Source organism: Chitinophaga sp. Cy-1792, assembly GCF_011752935.1.
In the GTDB taxonomy this organism is placed as follows: Bacteria; Bacteroidota; Bacteroidia; order Chitinophagales; family Chitinophagaceae; genus Chitinophaga.
This window is the reverse complement of sequence record NZ_VWWO01000001.1, coordinates 2,809,218-2,826,968: the sequence shown is the minus strand read 5'-3', so window position 1 is coordinate 2,826,968 and position 17,751 is coordinate 2,809,218. Positions and strand designations below refer to the sequence as shown.

Genomic DNA, 17,751 nt, shown 5'->3' with positions numbered 1-17,751 from the left:
GGTTAATTTTTAATTTCGGGATGATCTGACTAAATAAATATCAGGTTGTTGTTGAATAATTGCTACTTTATTTGCTACCAGGTCTTGCAATACATGTACTACCTGTTCAATTTTCAATTTAGTATTGAAAGAACCGCTGATACGGAGTTCCAGCGGCGCCTCCAAGGTGAATCTGACAGGGTAGTAATGTTCCAGTACAGTTAAAACTTCTGCCAATGGCATATTTTCAAAGTTGATTCTGTTATTTTTTAATCCTTCTACATCCTGTGTTCCGGTGGTCATCTGACAGGTGTAATTATTTTTCTGCACCTGCATCTGCTGGTGCTCCGTCAACACGCCCATTACCTGCGATCCTTTACTGATGCGTACCTTACCGGTACTTACACCAATGGTAACAGCGGAATGCTGTTCATATGCCTGTATATTAAAAGAGGTACCCAATACATCCACCTGTAAACTGTCAACGGCTATACGGAAAGGGTGTGCATCATCTTTATATACATCAAAAAAAGCTTCTCCCTGTTGCAAACGCAGGCTTCTGTCTGACGTGAAATTTTCTGCGTACTCAATAGTGGCATCAGGCCCCAGCCAGATGGTACTATTATCGGGAAGACGGATTTGCTTACGTTCACCGATATTGGTATGCAGGGCAATATAATTCACGCGTCCGGCGGGCTTTGTAAACCACCAGTATGCGGCGCCTGTCAGAAACAACGCTACTGCCGCAGCTGCCGCCATACGACGTATAGTCATAAAGGTTACACGGCCATTCGGCTGACCGGTTCGCTGGCGAAGCTCGAGCAACATCGCTTTACGGAGTTGTTCCTTTTGCCTTCCTGCAGGCATTTCTCCCGGAAAGGGCTGCTGTCCGGCCATATGGTCCAGCCATTGCTCCAGCACCGCCGCGTCTTTATCTTCACCGGCGAGGTGTTGTGATATTAATTTTCTGAGTTGTTGAAGATCCAAAATCCCGCTTGTTTGAAGTAAAGTTGCACAAGCACATCTTTTTAACTATTCAAAAAACGGAGTTAACATTATGGTAATATTGGAAGGAAGTTGATCAGATAAAAAGGAGGAGACGATGTAGCATAGGGCGAGCTTTTTTGTAGGCATTGCCCAGCTGATTCCGAACCGTTTGTTCTGCCGTTCCGCTTCTGGCGGCAATTTCGCGGATACTCAGTTCATCGAAATGGTACCACTCAAATACTTGTCGCTCTTTTTCAGGAAGCTGACGCAGGTCGTTATGAAAATGGCGTAACAGGTCTTTTTGTTCTATACTGACCTGGGAGAGTGCAGTACGCAGGTCGCTGTATTCAATGAATTTCTCCAGGTGTTTCTCTTTCAGTCCCTGGTCGCGGAAGCGGCGAAGGATCAGTTTACGTATGGCGCTGAAGAGGTAATATTGGATATCCGTTTGCAGTTCAAGGTGATCGCGGCGTTCCCAGATACTGGTAAAGAGGTCCTGCACAAGATCCTGTGCATCAGCCTGACTTTCCAGTACCCTGGCCGCATATACGAACAGCTCTTCCCACCAGGCATTGAAAATAGCTTCAAATGCCTTGAAATCGCCTGATTTCAGGCGATCTACCAGCTGTATGTCTGTTGGTTGCGGCATATTTTAAAAACGGACGCAGCAAATTTAAAAGACGGGGATTAGAGAAAAAATAGCTGGGGAGAATGATAGCATTGTGTTAACATTGGCGGATGCCAGTGATTATGTTTTATTGTCTTACTCTTTTTTCCAATGCCTTCGGCATTGGAAAAAAGAGTAACTCTCTCCCCCGCCTCCGGCGGGGGAGAGAGTTACTCCCGGTAAATATCAATGAGAAAGCCGGCTAAGAGACGGTTATGTATCGGGCACATGATACGTAAGCGTTTCTTAGCCGGCTAATAATGTTATTAAAAATTATTCGGTAATCAGCGAAGCGAGTGCTTCTTTGGAGAAGCCTTTCAGTTCTTCATGTCTGCCTTCTTTAATTTTTTTCACCCAGTTAGGATCCGAAAGTAAAGGGCGGCCTACGGCTACCAGGTCAAAATCGCCACGATCGAAGCGGCGGAGGAGTTCCTCGAGGCCGCTGGGCTTGGAGCTCTCTCCTGCAAATGCGGCCAGGAATTCGCCGTCGAGTCCTACAGAACCTACGGTGATAGTGGCTTTGCCGGTAACTTTTTTAGCCCATCCTGCGAAGTTGAGGTCGCTGCCTTCAAATTCAGGTTCCCAGAAGCGACGTTGGGAAGCATGGAAGATGTCCACACCGGCATCGGCCATTGGCTGCAGCCAGGCTTCCAGCTCAGAAGGATTGGCAGCCAGTTTATGGGTATAGTCCGCAGGTTTCCATTGCGATAAGCGGAGAATAACGGCGAAGTCCTCTCCTACACTTCTTCTTACTTCCTTAATAACTTCCAGCGCAAAGCGGCTTCTTTCTGCCAGGGTTTTACCACCCCATTTATCAGTACGGTCGTTGGTACCTTCCCAGAAGAACTGATCTATCAGGTAACCGTGCGCACCGTGAATTTCCACTGTATCGAAGCCCAGCTGTTTAGCTTCAGCAGCGGCTTTCCCGAAGGCGGCGATGGTATCTGCAATGTCTTTATCTGTCATGGCCTTACCATTTTCCAGCGCAGGGTGCTGGCGTCCGGAAGGGCCTTCGAACGGTGTTGGAGGCACCCAGCCGGAATGGTGGTTGTTCATTACACCCATATGCCATATTTGTGGTCCCATCTGGCCGCCTGCCTGGTGAACGCCATTGATCACCTGTTGCCAGCCCTGCAAGGCTGCTGCTCCATAAAAATGGGGCACATTGGGATCATTGGAGGAAGAAGGGCGATCGATTACCGTTCCTTCAGAAAGAATCAATCCTACTTCACCGAAAGCACGTGCACTGTAATAGGCCGCTACGTTGGCGGTAGGTACCCCTCCCGGGGAGAATGACCTTGTCATAGGCGCCATCACGATGCGGTTACGCAGGTGCAGCGATTTAAGGTCGAATGGTTTGAATAGGTTTCCTGTGTTCATGATTTGTCTGTTGTTTAAAAGCCATCTTAATAGCTTAATTCTACTATCTGTCTTACTTTATCAGGCGTAATATTTTTTCTTTCTCCCATGGTGGTCCAGCCTCTTTCGATGAAACGTTTTTCGATGAAGTCGGCTGTTTTAGCGTATTCGGTTGTGTAGGAAGATAATTTCATATTCATTCCCATTTTGTCGAAGAAGCTGATCGTGGCGTCTATAGCTTGTTTGGCTACAGTGTCAATATCATCTCCCTGGATATTCCATACGCGTTTACCATACTGGGCCAGCTTTTCTTTTTTGGTCTCAAACATCACCTTGTACAGGTTAGGGCCGATGATGGCCAGTGTACGGGCATGGTCGATATCATACAGTGCGGTGAGTTCATGGCCAATCATGTGGGTTACCCAATCTGTCGGAACACCTTTCTGTATCAGGCCATTGAGAGCCATGGTGCAGCTCCACATGAAGTTAGATGCAAGCGTATAGTCGTCCGGGTTATCCACCACTGCTGGTCCTACTTCTACCAGTGTTTGCAGGATACTTTCCGCAAAACGGTCCTGGAGGTAAGCGCCGGCAGGATAGGTCAGGTATTGTTCCAGCACGTGTGTATAAGCGTCTATGACACCGTTTTGCAACTGACGTTTAGGCAACGAGGTTATTACCGTAGGGTCACAGATAGAAAACTGCGGAAACAGCGCCGGGCCACCGAAAGAAAGTTTTTCGTGTGTAGCCTTGATGGTAACCACAGAACCGGAGTTCATTTCACTACCGGTAGCTGGCAGGGTGAGTACGGAACCGAAAGGAATGACGTTATCCTTGATACGGATATGTTTTTGGAGGATATCGATCGGGTTGCCGTCAAATTTCACGGCAGCAGATACGAATTTAGCGCCATCGATAACAGAACCACCGCCTACGGCCAGTATGAAGTTGAGGTCTTTTTCACGGATCAGCGTTACCGCTTTCATCAGTGTTTCGAAATGAGGATTCGGTTCTATACCTCCAAACTCAGTAATATCAAAGCCTTTCAGTGCATCAGTCACCTGTTCATAAATACCGTTCTTAAAAATACTGCCACCGCCGTATAGGAGGATGATCCTGGCATTGGCCGGAACGAGGTCTTTCAGTTTGGCGATCTGTCCTTTACCAAATACCAGGTTAGTAGGATTATAGAATTCGAAATTCAGCATGGTTTAATCTTTTTGTTTAAAATGCAGACGATTGCTAACGCCTGTGAGGAAATAACAAATATCCGCAGGCCGGGGTTGAAAGAAAGTGACGTATATCACAAATATCCGTCAAGTCCGGCTGCTATTGGTCTTCTGCGCCACAGCCCAGCTGAACGATCAGCTGGTTCAGCGTTTTGACCAGCTGGCTGAGATCTGCCACGGATATCTGGTCGGAAAGCAGGCAGCCCGACATATCCTGCGGGATATCTGCCGCTTTTTCCTTTAGTTTCTTACCTTTTGCAGTAAGGGTAACGATCACTCTGCGTTCATCTTCCGGACACTTTTTCCTGTTGAGCAGCCCCATGGTTTCCAGCCGCTGGAGCAGCGGCGTCACCGTATTGGTATTGAGCAACAGCTTTTCCACGATATGACGTACGGGTACATGGTCCTCTTCCCATAATACCAGCATAACCAGGTATTGCGGATAGCTAAGCCCCAGCTCGTCCAGGTAGGGTGTGTATTTCCGGATAATCAGCCTTGATGCCGCATATACCGGAAAACAAATCTGATCAGAGAGTTTGAGTGATGATTCCAATGTTATTTTTTTTAGTGTTACACCAGGGTCAGTGTCACGTCCACATTATTGCGTAGTGCATTGGAGTAAGGACATACCTGATGTGCTGTTTCCAGCAATTTTTGTGCTTCGGCCCTATCCAGCTCAGGGATGGTAACATCCAGGTGTACCTCCAGTTTAAAGCCCGGGTCCTGCTTCTGTAAACCCACAGTGGCGGTCACTGCTGATCCGTTGAGCCTGATTTTCTGCTGCGCAGCTACAAAGTTAAGCGCACTATCGAAACATGCAGCATAGCCAGCAGCAAATAATTGCTCCGGATTGCTATATGCACCACCTGGTCCGCCCATTTCCTTAGGAATGCGCAGGTCTATATTCAATACACCATCTTCACTTTTTACATGTCCGTTCCTTCCACCTGTAACTGTTGCCTTTGTCTGATAAATTGTGTTTGCCATGGTAATATTTTAATGATGTAAGCAGATAATTAAATTATATCGTTTGCGACACAAATGTAGATGTAAATATTATATCGCAAGCGATACAATTCAATTTTAACACAGAACTGACAAAAAGCCGACATTTCTAATTACTGACGTCTGGTAGCAGCCTAAAGACGGATATTTAGTTTCCCCCTAGATTACTATGCCATCGAAACTCTCCGCATATGAACATTATCAAGCTACTATCCCATCAGGCACAGCCACTGGGAGAAAAGCCTTCTTTTTCTTCTTTTGTATGGAAGGGCAAGACAGGCAGATCCTATTTACTCTGGGCAGCGATACTGACGGTTGTCCAGTTTGTGATTTTTAAAATGCTCTATCCTTTTCCTGATTTCATTTCTGACTCGTGGAGCTATATCGACACCAATTTATGGCATATGCAGGTAAACCTCTGGCCGATTGGCTACTCCTGGTTCCTGGCATTGGTGCACCTGGTATCACCTTCCCACGTATTTCTTGTACTGGTACAGTATCTTATTCTACAGCTGGCATTGCTGTATTTCTTTTTCACGGCACTTTACCTGCTGGACTTAAAACGTATTAATGCCAATATTTTCTTCATCTTCCTTATTGTCAACCCTGCGTTGTTGTACCTTGCCAACACGGTATTGAGCGATGCCCTGTTTTGTAGTATCAGTCTTGTTATTTTCGCACAATATCTATGGATGTACAAACAACCAAAAGTCTCTTATATATTGACGCAGGGAATACTGATCGGGGTGGCGTTCATGATTCGCTATACGGCTATGTACTACCCACTGGTAGCCATTTTTGCGATCCTGTTAACCAGCTATAAGCTGCATTTAAAGCTACTGGGCATGATACTTCCCTGGCTCATCATTATACCATTTATTTTACATACTGAACAGGAAACAAAAAAGATAACTGGTACGGCAGAGTTTTCTGTTTTCGGGGGATGGCAGATTGCCAACAATGCGTTGTATATGCGCGGGCATATTACTGTGGATTCTACAAAATTACCGGAAGGCACGCAGGAGCTGGACAAATTAGCACAGGTATTCTTCAGTAAGGTAAATCCCACTGAAGAGCAATTAGCAGATGTACCCGGCACTTATTTCATCAAAGTACCTTTTGCAGTATTGAAGCCTTACCTGCTCAACCATGTAAAAATTACAGACCATACACCTGCAGGTTATTTTGCCGCCTGGGGAGCTGTTTCGCCTATCTACAATAAATACGGTAGTTATCTCATCAAACACTATCCGTTTTCCTTTATGCGGTATTATATGTGGCTGAATACAAAGAATTATTTTTATCCGTATATGGAAAAATACACGAACTACAACCTGGGCAGTCCTAAAATGGAAAGCAGTCCCGCTAAGTGGTTTGAGGTGAAAGACCCAACGGTATATTCGGTTCCGCCTATACCATTCCAAAACGCTTTCTTCTATCTTTATAAAATATTTTTTACCGCCATCAATGTCTATTTCCTGGCATCGGTAATTTTCCTGCTGGTAGGAAGAAAAAAGAACGCAGGCAGCATTTTATCCTTCAAGGCCATGCTGCTGGCGATCGTATTCCTGATCGTCAATTTCGGTTTCAGCGTATTCGCTACTCCGGTAGTATTACGTTATCAGTTTGTGCCGATGATCATCCTCCTTTTATTCTCTTTACATAGCAGCGAATTGCAGCCCGACGAAAAATCCGTTAAGGCTGCTGTTTAGTAATCAGCCCCCACCGGAAGGCTGGTATACCCCTTCAAAGGTATACCGGCCTTCTTTTATTTCTACCGGTGCTTTTCCGGGTATTATTACTGTTGCCGTAGTTCCTGTTGGTATTTCCACTTCCATCTGCAACTTATCGCCTTCTTTCTTCCAGTTTGAAACAATTTTTCCGTACGGACAATTATAACTTGCCCGCACCCATGTTATGCCTCCGCCTGGCTGCGGTGCTATCCTGATATGCCTGTACCCTGGCTGGGCCGCATCGATACCTGCCACCGTGCGATACAGCCAGTCGCCAACAGCGCCATAACTATAGTGATTATAAGATGTAGCCTGTACGGTACTATCCGGTAATATGGCATTCCATTTTTCCCATATGGTGGTAGCACCCATCCTGACAGGATACAACCAGGATGGGTAAGTATCCTGCTGCAACACATCATATGCCACACCAGTATAGCCATTGTTACTCAAAGCATGCAAGAGGAAAGGTGTCCCCAAAAATCCTGTAGCCAGATGATTATTATTTGCTTTTATCAGCGCGGCCAGCCTGGCTGCGGCGGGTTTACGCAGACTATCCGGTAGCAGGTCAAATTCCAGCGCCAGCACATAGGAGGTTTGCGTATTGGGCATAGTACTGCCATCCGGATGGATATACGCTTTCATAAAGGCATCTTTCACCCTTTGGAGCATGTCGCCATATTTTGCCTGATCCGCTGTTTGGCCCAATACCTGCGCAGCATGGACCACCAATTGTGTAGAATATGCCCAGAAACATTGATCTATATAAGGCAGGGAAGTACTATCGCCCGGCGCCAGCCAGTCGCCATAACCATTGGCACTCCAGTAGTCATTTTTGCTGTTTGCCTGGATATAGTCCACCCAGGCTTTCATGCTCTCGTATTGTTTATGCAGGATGGCCGTATCACCATATACCAGGTAGCTGTTCCAGGGCACGATGGTGGCAGCATCCCCCCAGCCTGCGACGCCGTGGCGGCGCGGTGGTTGCAGGTTGCGGTAAATATTGGGAATGATAGCCGGTACAGAACCATTATCACGCTGATCAGCTTTGAGGTCCTGCAGCCATTTTTCATAGAAGGAGGATACATCAAAATTGAATGCTGCGGTACGGAAAAACACCTGTGCGTCGCCTGTCCAGCCCAATCGTTCGCTGCGCTGCGGGCAGTCGGTGGGAATATCCAGAAAATTGCCTTTCAGGCTCCAGGTGATATTATGCTGCAGTTTATTGAGCATGGTATCAGAGCAGCTGAAAGTACCTGCCGGCGTAATGTCTGTATACAGGGCAACGGCAGTAAAATCTGCGGGCTGCACTTTAACACCGCTCACCTTTACGTACCTGAATCCGTGCCAGGTAAAATGCGGTTCATAAACTGCCGTACCTTTTTTCAGTATATACGTGTCCGTAGCTTTTGCTTCCCGGAGGTTGCCGGTATAGAAGTTACCGGCTTTGTCCAGCATTTCAGCATGTTGCAGTACTACGGTATCGTTGGTATTGCCGTGGAGGCGGCATTGCACCCACCCTGCCAGGTTCTGTCCAAAATCAATCACCTGATCACCGGCGGGCGTTGTCCATACTTTTACCGGTTTAAATGTCTCGTGTTTCCTTACTGCCTGCCCGATGGCAGGTACCAGTATAGCGGTGGAATAATTGCCTGTACGTACACCGTACCAATGGTCCGGCTGTATATTGGCATCATAGGTTTCACCGCCGTAAATATCGCTGTGGCGGATAGGGCCGGTGCTACTCTGCCAGCTGGTATCGCTGATGATGGTATCAGCGGAGCCATCTTTATAGCGGATATCTATCCGGCAGATAATCCCTGCATCATGGCCATAGTTATCTTTCTCCATAAGACCGCCGAAAACGCCACGATACCAGCCTTCACCAACGGTTATACGTAGATCGTTCTGCTTCTTTATTAAATCTCCCAGCTCATATTGCTGGTATTGCAGCCGGGTATCATAACTGGTCCACCCGGGGGCAAAAAAGGCATCGCCTATTCTACGGCCGTTCAGCATTCCCTCATAGACTCCATGCGCAGAAATATACAGGGTGGCAGATTTTACCGGCTTCAGTACACGGAATGTTTTCCTGAATACAGGCGGCGACCGTAGAACGGTATCTTCTGCAAAGCCGGGATTAATCCATTTAATATCAGGTGTCCAAACGGATTGACCTGATACAAACTCCACAAAACCAAGTGATAATATCGTAACGAAGCACAGTAAATGTTTCATCAAAAACAATTGAGGTCTCAAAAATCATCTGCATAATACTAAAATCATTTATCTACTTGCTTTACCAGATGTTAATGCCTGCATTTTTTTTCATAATCCCCGCAAATTCAATGCAGTGGCTTTAATTAATTTGAGAATATAGTTCTTCATCCTCAAAATCATCTGTCATGATAAACGGTCAGAAAGTGGTAGTGGTATTACCTGCCTACAATGCCGATAAAACACTGAAAATCACCTATGAAGAAATTGACCGCAGTATTGTGGATGACATTATCCTGGTTGACGATGCCAGCAAGGACAATACGGTAGGTGTAGCGAAGGACATTGGTATTCACTACATTGTATGCCACGAAAAAAACAAGGGCTATGGCGGCAACCAGAAATCCTGCTACAGGAAGGCGTTGGAACTCGGCGCCGATATCATCATTATGCTACATCCTGATTATCAGTATACCCCTGCCCTGGTCACACCGATGGCTGCACTTATTGCCAATAACGTATACCCGGTAGTGTTCGGCAGCCGTATCCTCGGCATGGGCGCCCTTAAAGGTGGTATGCCACTTTATAAATATTTCTTCAACAGACTGCTCACCGTTTCCCAGAACCTCCTGATGCGGCAGAAGCTCTCTGAATACCATACGGGCTACCGCGCCTATCATCGCCGTGTACTGGAATCTATCCCATTCGATAATGACTCCGACGACTTCGTTTTTGATAATGAACTGGTCGCACAAATATTTTTCAGTGGCTATGAAATCGCTGAAATCACCTGTCCTACCAGGTATTTCAAAGAAGCATCGTCCATTAACTTCCGCAGAAGCAGTATATACGGACTCGGTGTATTACGCGTCAGCCTCCAGTATTTTCTACAAAAACTGGGTATAGCCAAATTCAGATTATTTGACGGAATTATTTCCAATGCCTATGCGCAACCACGCGTACGGCTGGATGTGAATGAACTGCATGAACAGCAGATGAAACAGCATAACAGCGTTGAGCATTAATCTATTTTATATATTTTTTCGGCTTCAGGACGATGCCTCCGGCATCGTCCTGAAGCCGAAGTATGTCCCGCGCCTCCGGCGCGGGACATACTTCGGTCATAAGCCACAGTAGCTCAATTGCAACTTTAGGGGACATTTAAAATCGATTCAGGAAAGACAAATATCTACCTGAAAAAATAACTATATCTTATTCATAACAATTAGATAATATACTATCCCTAAAAACCTTTCCTGAATGAGTACTTTCGTTGCTTAATTGGCCAACAGCACATCAACACACACATGAAACCATCACATTTACTCCTGCTATCCTTAACAGTAGCGGGACTTAACGCATTCGCACAAAAGCCCGGCCTGCAGCAAGACACCAAACAGATCTTACTGCCGAATGGATGGAAACTCAGTCCTGCCGGACATTCCATCCAACTGGGCGATCTGCCGCTCAACATCCGACTCAGCAGCTCCGGCAAATACCTGGCTGTCACCAACAACGGACAAAGCACACAATCCGTTCAGCTGATAGATCCGAAATCTGCCACCATACTGGATAGCAGCATCGTCGGAAAAGCATGGTACGGACTGGAGTTCAGCAATGATGAAAAACATCTCTATGTTTCCGGCGCCAACGATAACTGGATCCTGAACTTCCCGGTAAATGCCGGTAAACTCGGTGTAGCAGATACTATCGTACTCGGCAAACCATGGCCCAAAGAGAAGATCAGTCCTGCCGGTATTGCCGTAAATAAAAATAATACAAGGCTGTATACCGTTACCAAAGAAGATAGTGCCCTGTATATCATTAATCCGGCAACGAAGCAAACGCTTCATCGTATTCAGCTGCCGGATATCGCCTACAGCTGCACACTTTCACCGGATGAAAGCAAACTATATGTAAGCGTTTGGGGAAGCGCTTCCGTAGCAGTTATCAACACCGCAGAGGCAAGCGTCAGCAGCTACATTCCTGTTGGAAACCATCCGAATGAACTTTTATTGAATAAAAAAGGTACCATATTATACGTGGCTAACGCCAACGACAATACGGTATCTGTTATCAATACCACCACCGGAAAAGTTATTGAAACGATAGCTACCACCCTGTACCCTACGCAACTGAGTGGCTCCACTACTAATGGTCTGGCACTTAGCAAAGATGAAAAGACACTATACATCGCCAACGCAGACAACAACTGCCTCAGCGTTTTCAATACTTCCCGTCCCGGACACAGCGAGAGCATGGGTTTCATTCCTGTAGGATGGTATCCTACCAGTGTGAAAGTGCTGGGATCTAAAATTATTGTGGCTAACGGCAAAGGCAATACGTCGCTGCCAAACCCAGAGGGCCCACAACCTGTCAGCAAGCTGGACAACAGTGGCATTCATACCGGAAGCACTGCCAACAGCAGGTTACAGTACATTGCCGGTCTGTTCAAAGGCACCTTATCTTTTATTGATGCACCTAAGGAAGAACAGCTGAAAGCATATACGAAACAGGTATATGCCAACACTCCTTTCTCTGATAAAAAGGCACTCCTGGCCGACGGAGAAGCAGGCAATCCTATTCCTCGCAAGCAAGGGGAATCATCTCCCATCAAACATGTTTTCTATATCATCAAAGAAAACAGAACCTATGATCAGGTATTGGGAGATTTACCACAAGGTAACGGCGATTCTTCCCTTACTTTATTCGGAAGAAATATCACCCCTAACCACCATGCTTTTGCAGAAGATTTTGTTTTGCTGGATAATTTTTATGTAGATGCAGAAGTGAGTGCCGACGGGCATAACTGGAGCATGGCAGCCTATGCTACTGATGTGGTAGAAAAAACATGGCCTACCAGCTACGGCAACCGTGGCGGTACTACCAACTATGAAGGCGGTCGCCCGGTTACCTATCCAAAAGATGGTTTCATCTGGGATTACTGCCAGCGTGCAGGTATCAGCTTCCGTAGCTACGGTGAATTCGGCTCCTTCAACAAGGCACAGCTCAAAACCCTGGAGGGACATATGTCTCCATACTCTCCCGGCTTTGATATGGACATCAAAGACCAGGTGCGCGTAGATGCATGGCAGCATGATTTCGACTCGCTGCTGGCCATCAACCAGGTGCCGCAATTCAGCACCATCCGCATCTCCAACGACCATACCAGCGGCCAGCGTAAAGGCAAACCTTCTCCGCGCGCCGCTGTGGCAGACAACGACCTCGCCGTTGGCCGCCTGCTGGAACACCTCTCCCACAGCCCGGTATGGAAAGAATCTGTAGTGTTCATACTGGAAGATGACGCACAGAACGGCCCCGATCATGTGGACGCGCACCGCTCGCCCGCTTTCGTTATCGGCCCTTATGTAAAAAGAAAAGCAGTGGTCAGCAGCATGTATTCCACCTCCGGATTCCTGCGTACCATGGAACTCATTCTCGGCCTGCCGCCAATGAGCCAGTACGATGCCGCCGCATTGCCTTTATTTGAGTGCTTTACCAATACGCCCGACTTTACGCCATACACCGCCAAACCAAGCAATATCGACCTGGAAGAACGCAACGTAGCTGTAAATGAAAGCAGTAAGAAATCAGAGAAATTCGACCTCACCAAAGAAGATGCCGCACCAGACCTGGAGCTAAATGAAGTAATCTGGAAAGCAGTCAAAGGAGAACATTCCGTTATGCCTGCGCCTAAACGTAGTGCCTTCGTTATTCTCGAGAAGAAGAAAAAAGATGATGATGATTGATAAATAAATTTACCTGATACCATTAGTGAGCGCAACTTTCCCCGCCTCCGGCGGGGAAAGTTGCGCTCACTTTTATTGCGCTGCCTTCGGCAGCGCAATAAAAGTGAGCAAAAAACTATTGCAATAATTGTTTACGTATAGTCATCGGTGTTTCTCCATACCATTTTCTGAAACTATGCTGAAACGCAGCAGGTTCCGCATATCCCAGCAGGTACCCCACATCGGAAACTGAATACTGCTCATGCCGCAGCAACATCATCGCCAGGTCTTTATTCAGCTCATCTGTCAGCTGGCGGAAAGTCAGCTGTTCCTTAGCCAGTGTACGCTGGAAGGTACGCGGACTCATATTAAAACCATCCGCTACATCTTTCAGCTCCGGTAATGCCGGCGTAGCCATATTCAATGCAACGATTTTTACTTTATTGATGAACCGCTGGTCACGTTTCAGGCCTTCTATCATCATCAGGTATTGCGGCACCAGGTAATCAAGGTGATAGTGCTTCATATTGCTGATAGCGGCTTTCAGGGCACCAGGTATAAACGATATATGATAATCATCTGCCTGTACAAACGTTGACGGATATACGTCGTTATAAAATGGTGAGCCAATGCGTATATCTAAATCTTCTGCCGCCATCATCGATAGTTCCTTCGCAATAATGGTCAGCGTAGATTCCAGCAGAATCCTGTTCAGGTATGTCTCCTGGTTATTGATGGCTAATCCGATGTACTGCCGGTTTTCTTTCGTGTATAGCTGCATATCAATGATACCAATGGTATTACTGATAAAATTTTTGAGATAATACATCCCTTCTTCCAGCGTGCCTGCCTGCAAAGAGATCTGATAGATGAGCCCCAGTGCATTAAGGTTCAGGAACTTCCCTACCTGCACGCCAGACAACTGCTGGTCAAGCGCCTCATTTATCTTCCCTAAAACTTTATAGAAAAGTGCTGTACCGATCATATCTTTCGAAAAATCCATATCCGCCGTCAGTGCAATGGCTTCCTTCAGCAACGGGTTATCTGCCCTGGTACGCAGGCGGGCATAGTCGAGATAGGTATTCAGGTGATGTGCTAAGATGGGTGGCTGCATAATCCCTGTTTTAAAAATTGTCGTAAAATATCAATTCCAAAGATACAAACACCGGTAGCTTTGAAAAAAAATAATTGATATGGAAACACTGAAAAAAGTATTAATTGTAAACGCTATCAGCTCCGGCGCTACCGGCTTATTATTGATCTTCATTCCTGGTGAAATCGCTACACTTTTTGCAGCAGGCGCATCATGGCCGTTTACAGAGATAGGTATATTCCTGGTATTATTTGCTGCCATGGTGATGTATGCAGGATTGACACCTTTACGTTCCGGACTTATCAGGACCATCATCGCGTTGGACACCCTATGGGTAGTTGCCAGTCTGGTTTTGATGCTTACGGGTGCATTCAGCCTCTCCGGCATCGGGTACCTGCTTACCGGCGCTGTGGCCGCATGGGTAGCACTGATGGCCATCCTGCAGTTTAAATTTCATAAACCTGTAACTGTTGCCTGAAACGCATGATTCTCCCCATTGGTTCCGGGTACCTGCGGGCGGTACCCGGAATTTTTGTGCCGGCCAAGGGATGAACTGATTCTCAAAAACATGCCTTAACTTCATCTGCAAATATGAAAACGCTATATGCAGATCAAAGTTATCCTCACAGGCGCTACGGGCTTCGTTGGACAGGGCGTACTGCTGGAATGCCTTCAGAATAAGGATGTTTCGGAAGTACTGATGATTAACCGCCGCCACCTGGAACAGTCACACCCCAAACTGAAAGAACTGATCGTTCCTGATTTCATGTCACTGGAAAAATATACCGCTCAACTACAGGGATATGATGCCTGCTTCTTTTGCGCCGGCATCAGCTCTTTGGGTATGTCGGAGCCGAAATACACACAAATCACTTTCGATACGACGGTACATGTAGCTAAAGTATTGCTGGACGCCAATCCTGGCAGCACTTTCATTTATGTTTCCGGTGCCGGCACCGATTCTTCTGAAAAAGGCAGGCTGATGTGGGCGCGTGTGAAAGGCCATACAGAGAATACACTGGCAGCAATGGGCTTCAAAAAGCAGTACAACTTCAGGCCCGGTTTCATGAGTCCGATGCCCGGGCAGCAACACGTCAAAACCATTTATAAAGTGCTGGCTCCTGCGGCAAAGATATTCTGGCCTAAAATGTATGCCACGGTACAACAGGTGGGACAGGCCATGATCAACGCAACCATTGATGGTTACAGTAAAAACATCCTGGAAGTGAGCGATATTAAGACGCTCGCAAAATCTCAGTCGTAAAAGTTTTTCGGGTAGTATATTTGCAGGCAAATTTCAATAATGTATCCGGTATTACTTTCCATTCATTCCCTTCTTCGTTGGGTCGTTGTAGTTAGTATGGTTTTATCGCTGATCACCGCCTGGCAAGGCATGCGCAGCAAAAGGGAATTTTCTTCACGCGATGTGTTACTGCGAAAGGTCACTGTTTCATCGCTGCATATACAGCTGATACTGGGCGTATGGCTGTACTGCATTAGCCCGGTGGTACATTACTTTTTAGAAAACTTCTCTACAGCGGTACACATGCGTGAGATCCGTTTTTTTGGAATGGAACACATTACGATGATGACGACCGCCGTGGTGCTGGTAACAATAGGCGCCAGTAAATCGAAGCGTAAAAGCAGCTCCCACGACCAGTTCCGTACCATGCTTATCTGGTACAGCATTGCATTTGTTATTATGTTCTTTAGTATTCCCTGGGCGTTTTCTCCCCTTACACATCGCCCCTATTTCCGTTTATAGTTTTAGGGAGATGATAAAGTGATGATAGCCATTGTGGTAGTTGTAGCCGGCTTCCCAGCCGTTAGCCAGGCAGATCTGCCGGATGATGGCGAGTCCCAGTCCGGTACCCTGGTAATCGGGTGTTACGGTGCCAAAGCGCTGAAACAGATTTTCGGTTAAGAGGGCCTCCTTACCGGGATTAGCTACTATAAGTACTTCCGGCGTGGCCGTAATATGTATTTCGCTGCCGGCATCGCTGTAGCGGATCGCATTCAGGAGCAGGTTATTCAGCAGTATATCCATTAACGTTATATTGGTATGCAGGCAGATGCCGGCATCGATTTGCGTATGCACCTGCTGGGATTTATCAGTAAAAAAATCCTGCAGCTCCTGCAACTTCTCTTCCAACAAAGGTTTTAGCTGTATATCTTCTTTGTCGGGAAACTGACTGTTCTCGATCTTCGCCAGTAACAGGAGATTTTTATTTAACCGGGAAACCCTGGAAAGGGCTTCATATGCCTGGTCTATAAGGGCGGATTGCTCCAGGGTAAGGTCCGGACTCTGGTATAGCAGGTCCAGCTTAAAACGGATGATGGCCAGCGGTGTTTGCAGTTCGTGCGAGGCATTCTGTGTAAACTCCTTCTGCTGCTGGTAAACCGCCTGATTGGAGCGGATCAGCTTATCCAGCGACAGGTTCAGGGTATTAAATTCTTCAATGTCTGCCGTCGGAAAATGCACCGGCTGGTGTTGTTGCAGGTCGAAGGATTGCAATCGCTGAATGGTATCATAAAATGGCTGCCATAGCCTGACAGATATTCTTTTATTCAGATAGATGAGTCCTGCGATGAGGATGACAAAGAACAGACCAGTTACAAATCCAAGCGCAGGAATGGTTTCGTAGCTTTCTTCCATATTTGTTTCCACTGCAAAACGGTAGTTTTTACCATTGATGGAAAACCAGGTCACCAGGCCTTCGTAGCGATCGTAGCCCTTTTTTGGCAGGTATTTATTTTTCCGGTAGATGTTATAGGTAGAATCAGGGCGGGTTTCGGCGACTTCTGTCAGGGCAGATGCCGGGTGTAGCTGGTTCCAGAGCGTCAGCGCGGCTTCCATACTGGTACCACGTTGTTCGAGTGTTTGCAGGTTTTGTTTTACCGCTGCCGCTTCAATACGGTTATGTTCTTTTATTTCATGGCGCCATATAAAGTCTACGATCAGGTAATATACCGGCACACTTGCCAGCAGCACAATGGCCGAATATATAATAAATACCCGTAGTGACCTGTTCAGCAGTTTATTCATGATTGCCAGATATATCCTGTTCCGTATACTGTTTTCAGATAGGGGCCGCAGCCTGCTTCGTGTAATTTCTTCTTGAGGTTCTTGATATGCGCGTAGATAAAGTTATGATCTTCCAGCATACCGGCAATATCGCCGGAAAGATGCTCCGCCAGGGCGTTTTTAGAAACGACCCTGTTACGGTTTCCGATAAAATATACCAGCAGTTCGAACTCCTTTTTGGTCAGGGGTACTGATTGCTGGTTGACCTGTACTGTTTTAGCCAGGAGGTCGAGGGTGAGCTCATTGAGCTTGAGGATATTGCTGTTATTGAATTTCCTTCTTCTGATAACAGAAAATATACGTGCTGCCAGCTCCGGGAGGTGGAAAGGTTTCACCAGGTAATCATCCGCACCATGTTCCAGGCCTTTGATACGGTCTTCGTAGGCATCTTTGGCAGAGATAATGATCACTCCATCCTGTTTTTGCTGTGCTTTAAGTTCATCCAGCAATGCCAGGCCGTCGCCGCCGGGCAGCATGAGGTCCAGCAGGATACAGTCGTACTCATAGCTATGGATCTTCTGTATGGCCTGAGTAAAGTTGGAAGCAAATTCACATTTATAACCATCATCCGTGAGATAGTTCATAATGCTCTGCGCCAGCTGGATTTCATCTTCAATTATCAGCAATTTCATCCGGCAAAACTATTAGTTGATTCTGAATTCTTTCTGA

The 17,751-nt window shown here is 46.6% G+C and carries 16 protein-coding genes; 6 read left to right on the top strand and 10 right to left on the bottom strand.

The annotated features are described in order from the left end of the window. Positions 1 to 9: 9 nt before the first annotated feature. The 6 genes from F3J22_RS11575 to F3J22_RS11550 form a co-directional block, all read right to left on the bottom strand. Positions 10 to 966, bottom strand: a complete 957-nt coding sequence (locus tag F3J22_RS11575) for a FecR family protein (RefSeq protein WP_167017253.1) — start codon at positions 964 to 966, stop codon at positions 10 to 12. Between the two features lie 94 nt (positions 967 to 1,060). After that, positions 1,061 to 1,615 carry an RNA polymerase sigma factor gene (locus F3J22_RS11570; RefSeq protein WP_167017251.1) on the bottom strand — a complete coding sequence of 185 codons (555 nt, stop codon included), beginning with the start codon at positions 1,613 to 1,615 and terminating at the stop codon, positions 1,061 to 1,063. Between the two features lie 291 nt (positions 1,616 to 1,906). Further along, a complete protein-coding gene (locus tag F3J22_RS11565) occupies positions 1,907 to 3,013 on the bottom strand; it encodes an NADH:flavin oxidoreductase (protein WP_167017250.1) in 1,107 nt (368 codons plus the stop codon). A gap of 26 nt (positions 3,014 to 3,039) precedes the next feature. Then, positions 3,040 to 4,200 (bottom strand): iron-containing alcohol dehydrogenase, encoded by a 1,161-nt coding sequence (locus F3J22_RS11560; RefSeq protein ID WP_167017248.1) that lies wholly within the window; start codon positions 4,198 to 4,200, stop codon positions 3,040 to 3,042. Between the two features lie 121 nt (positions 4,201 to 4,321). Beyond that, complete coding sequence (locus F3J22_RS11555) at positions 4,322 to 4,774, bottom strand: MarR family winged helix-turn-helix transcriptional regulator (protein WP_167017245.1); 453 nt, start codon at positions 4,772 to 4,774, stop codon at positions 4,322 to 4,324. Between the two features lie 17 nt (positions 4,775 to 4,791). Next, positions 4,792 to 5,208 carry an organic hydroperoxide resistance protein gene (locus tag F3J22_RS11550; RefSeq protein ID WP_167017243.1) on the bottom strand — a complete coding sequence of 139 codons (417 nt, stop codon included), beginning with the start codon at positions 5,206 to 5,208 and terminating at the stop codon, positions 4,792 to 4,794. Positions 5,209 to 5,417: 209 nt separating this feature from the next. Between F3J22_RS11550 and F3J22_RS11545 the strand changes: the two genes are divergently transcribed. Then, complete coding sequence (locus F3J22_RS11545) at positions 5,418 to 6,938, top strand: hypothetical protein (RefSeq protein ID WP_167017241.1); 1,521 nt, start codon at positions 5,418 to 5,420, stop codon at positions 6,936 to 6,938. A 3-nt stretch (positions 6,939 to 6,941) separates the two neighbouring features. On the opposite strand, the gene F3J22_RS11540 is transcribed toward F3J22_RS11545, so the two are convergent. Beyond that, positions 6,942 to 9,197, bottom strand: a complete 2,256-nt coding sequence (locus F3J22_RS11540; protein WP_167017239.1) for a family 78 glycoside hydrolase catalytic domain — start codon at positions 9,195 to 9,197, stop codon at positions 6,942 to 6,944. Between the two features lie 167 nt (positions 9,198 to 9,364). Here F3J22_RS11540 and F3J22_RS11535 point away from each other — a divergent pair, with 167 nt between their 5' ends. Continuing rightward, on the top strand, positions 9,365 to 10,201 hold the full coding sequence (locus F3J22_RS11535; protein ID WP_167017237.1) for a glycosyltransferase family 2 protein: 837 nt from the start codon (positions 9,365 to 9,367) through the stop codon (positions 10,199 to 10,201). Positions 10,202 to 10,483: 282 nt separating this feature from the next. Then, positions 10,484 to 12,925, top strand: coding sequence for a bifunctional YncE family protein/alkaline phosphatase family protein (locus tag F3J22_RS11530; protein WP_167017236.1), 2,442 nt, complete (start codon positions 10,484 to 10,486; stop codon positions 12,923 to 12,925). 115 nt (positions 12,926 to 13,040) lie between these two features. On the opposite strand, the gene F3J22_RS11525 is transcribed toward F3J22_RS11530, so the two are convergent. After that, on the bottom strand, positions 13,041 to 14,018 hold the full coding sequence (locus F3J22_RS11525) for a helix-turn-helix transcriptional regulator (RefSeq protein WP_167017234.1): 978 nt from the start codon (positions 14,016 to 14,018) through the stop codon (positions 13,041 to 13,043). A 79-nt stretch (positions 14,019 to 14,097) separates the two neighbouring features. Here F3J22_RS11525 and F3J22_RS11520 point away from each other — a divergent pair, with 79 nt between their 5' ends. The 3 genes from F3J22_RS11520 to F3J22_RS11510 all read left to right on the top strand — a co-directional run bounded on the left by F3J22_RS11520 (position 14,098) and on the right by F3J22_RS11510 (position 15,762). After that, positions 14,098 to 14,475 (top strand): hypothetical protein, encoded by a 378-nt coding sequence (locus F3J22_RS11520; RefSeq protein WP_167017232.1) that lies wholly within the window; start codon positions 14,098 to 14,100, stop codon positions 14,473 to 14,475. Between the two features lie 126 nt (positions 14,476 to 14,601). Continuing rightward, complete coding sequence (locus F3J22_RS11515) at positions 14,602 to 15,261, top strand: NAD-dependent epimerase/dehydratase family protein (RefSeq protein ID WP_167017230.1); 660 nt, start codon at positions 14,602 to 14,604, stop codon at positions 15,259 to 15,261. Positions 15,262 to 15,300: 39 nt separating this feature from the next. Beyond that, positions 15,301 to 15,762, top strand: coding sequence for a hypothetical protein (locus F3J22_RS11510; RefSeq protein ID WP_167017228.1), 462 nt, complete (start codon positions 15,301 to 15,303; stop codon positions 15,760 to 15,762). On the opposite strand, the gene F3J22_RS11505 is transcribed toward F3J22_RS11510, so the two are convergent. Both F3J22_RS11505 and F3J22_RS11500 read right to left on the bottom strand, forming a co-directional pair. Next, entirely contained in the window at positions 15,757 to 17,043 is a 1,287-nt protein-coding gene (locus F3J22_RS11505) for a sensor histidine kinase KdpD (RefSeq protein WP_167017226.1), read from the bottom strand. The genes F3J22_RS11510 and F3J22_RS11505 overlap by 6 nt on opposite strands. Next, positions 17,040 to 17,714 carry a response regulator transcription factor gene (locus F3J22_RS11500; protein ID WP_167017224.1) on the bottom strand — a complete coding sequence of 225 codons (675 nt, stop codon included), beginning with the start codon at positions 17,712 to 17,714 and terminating at the stop codon, positions 17,040 to 17,042. The genes F3J22_RS11505 and F3J22_RS11500 overlap by 4 nt, the downstream gene beginning before the upstream one ends. Positions 17,715 to 17,751 lie beyond the last annotated feature (37 nt).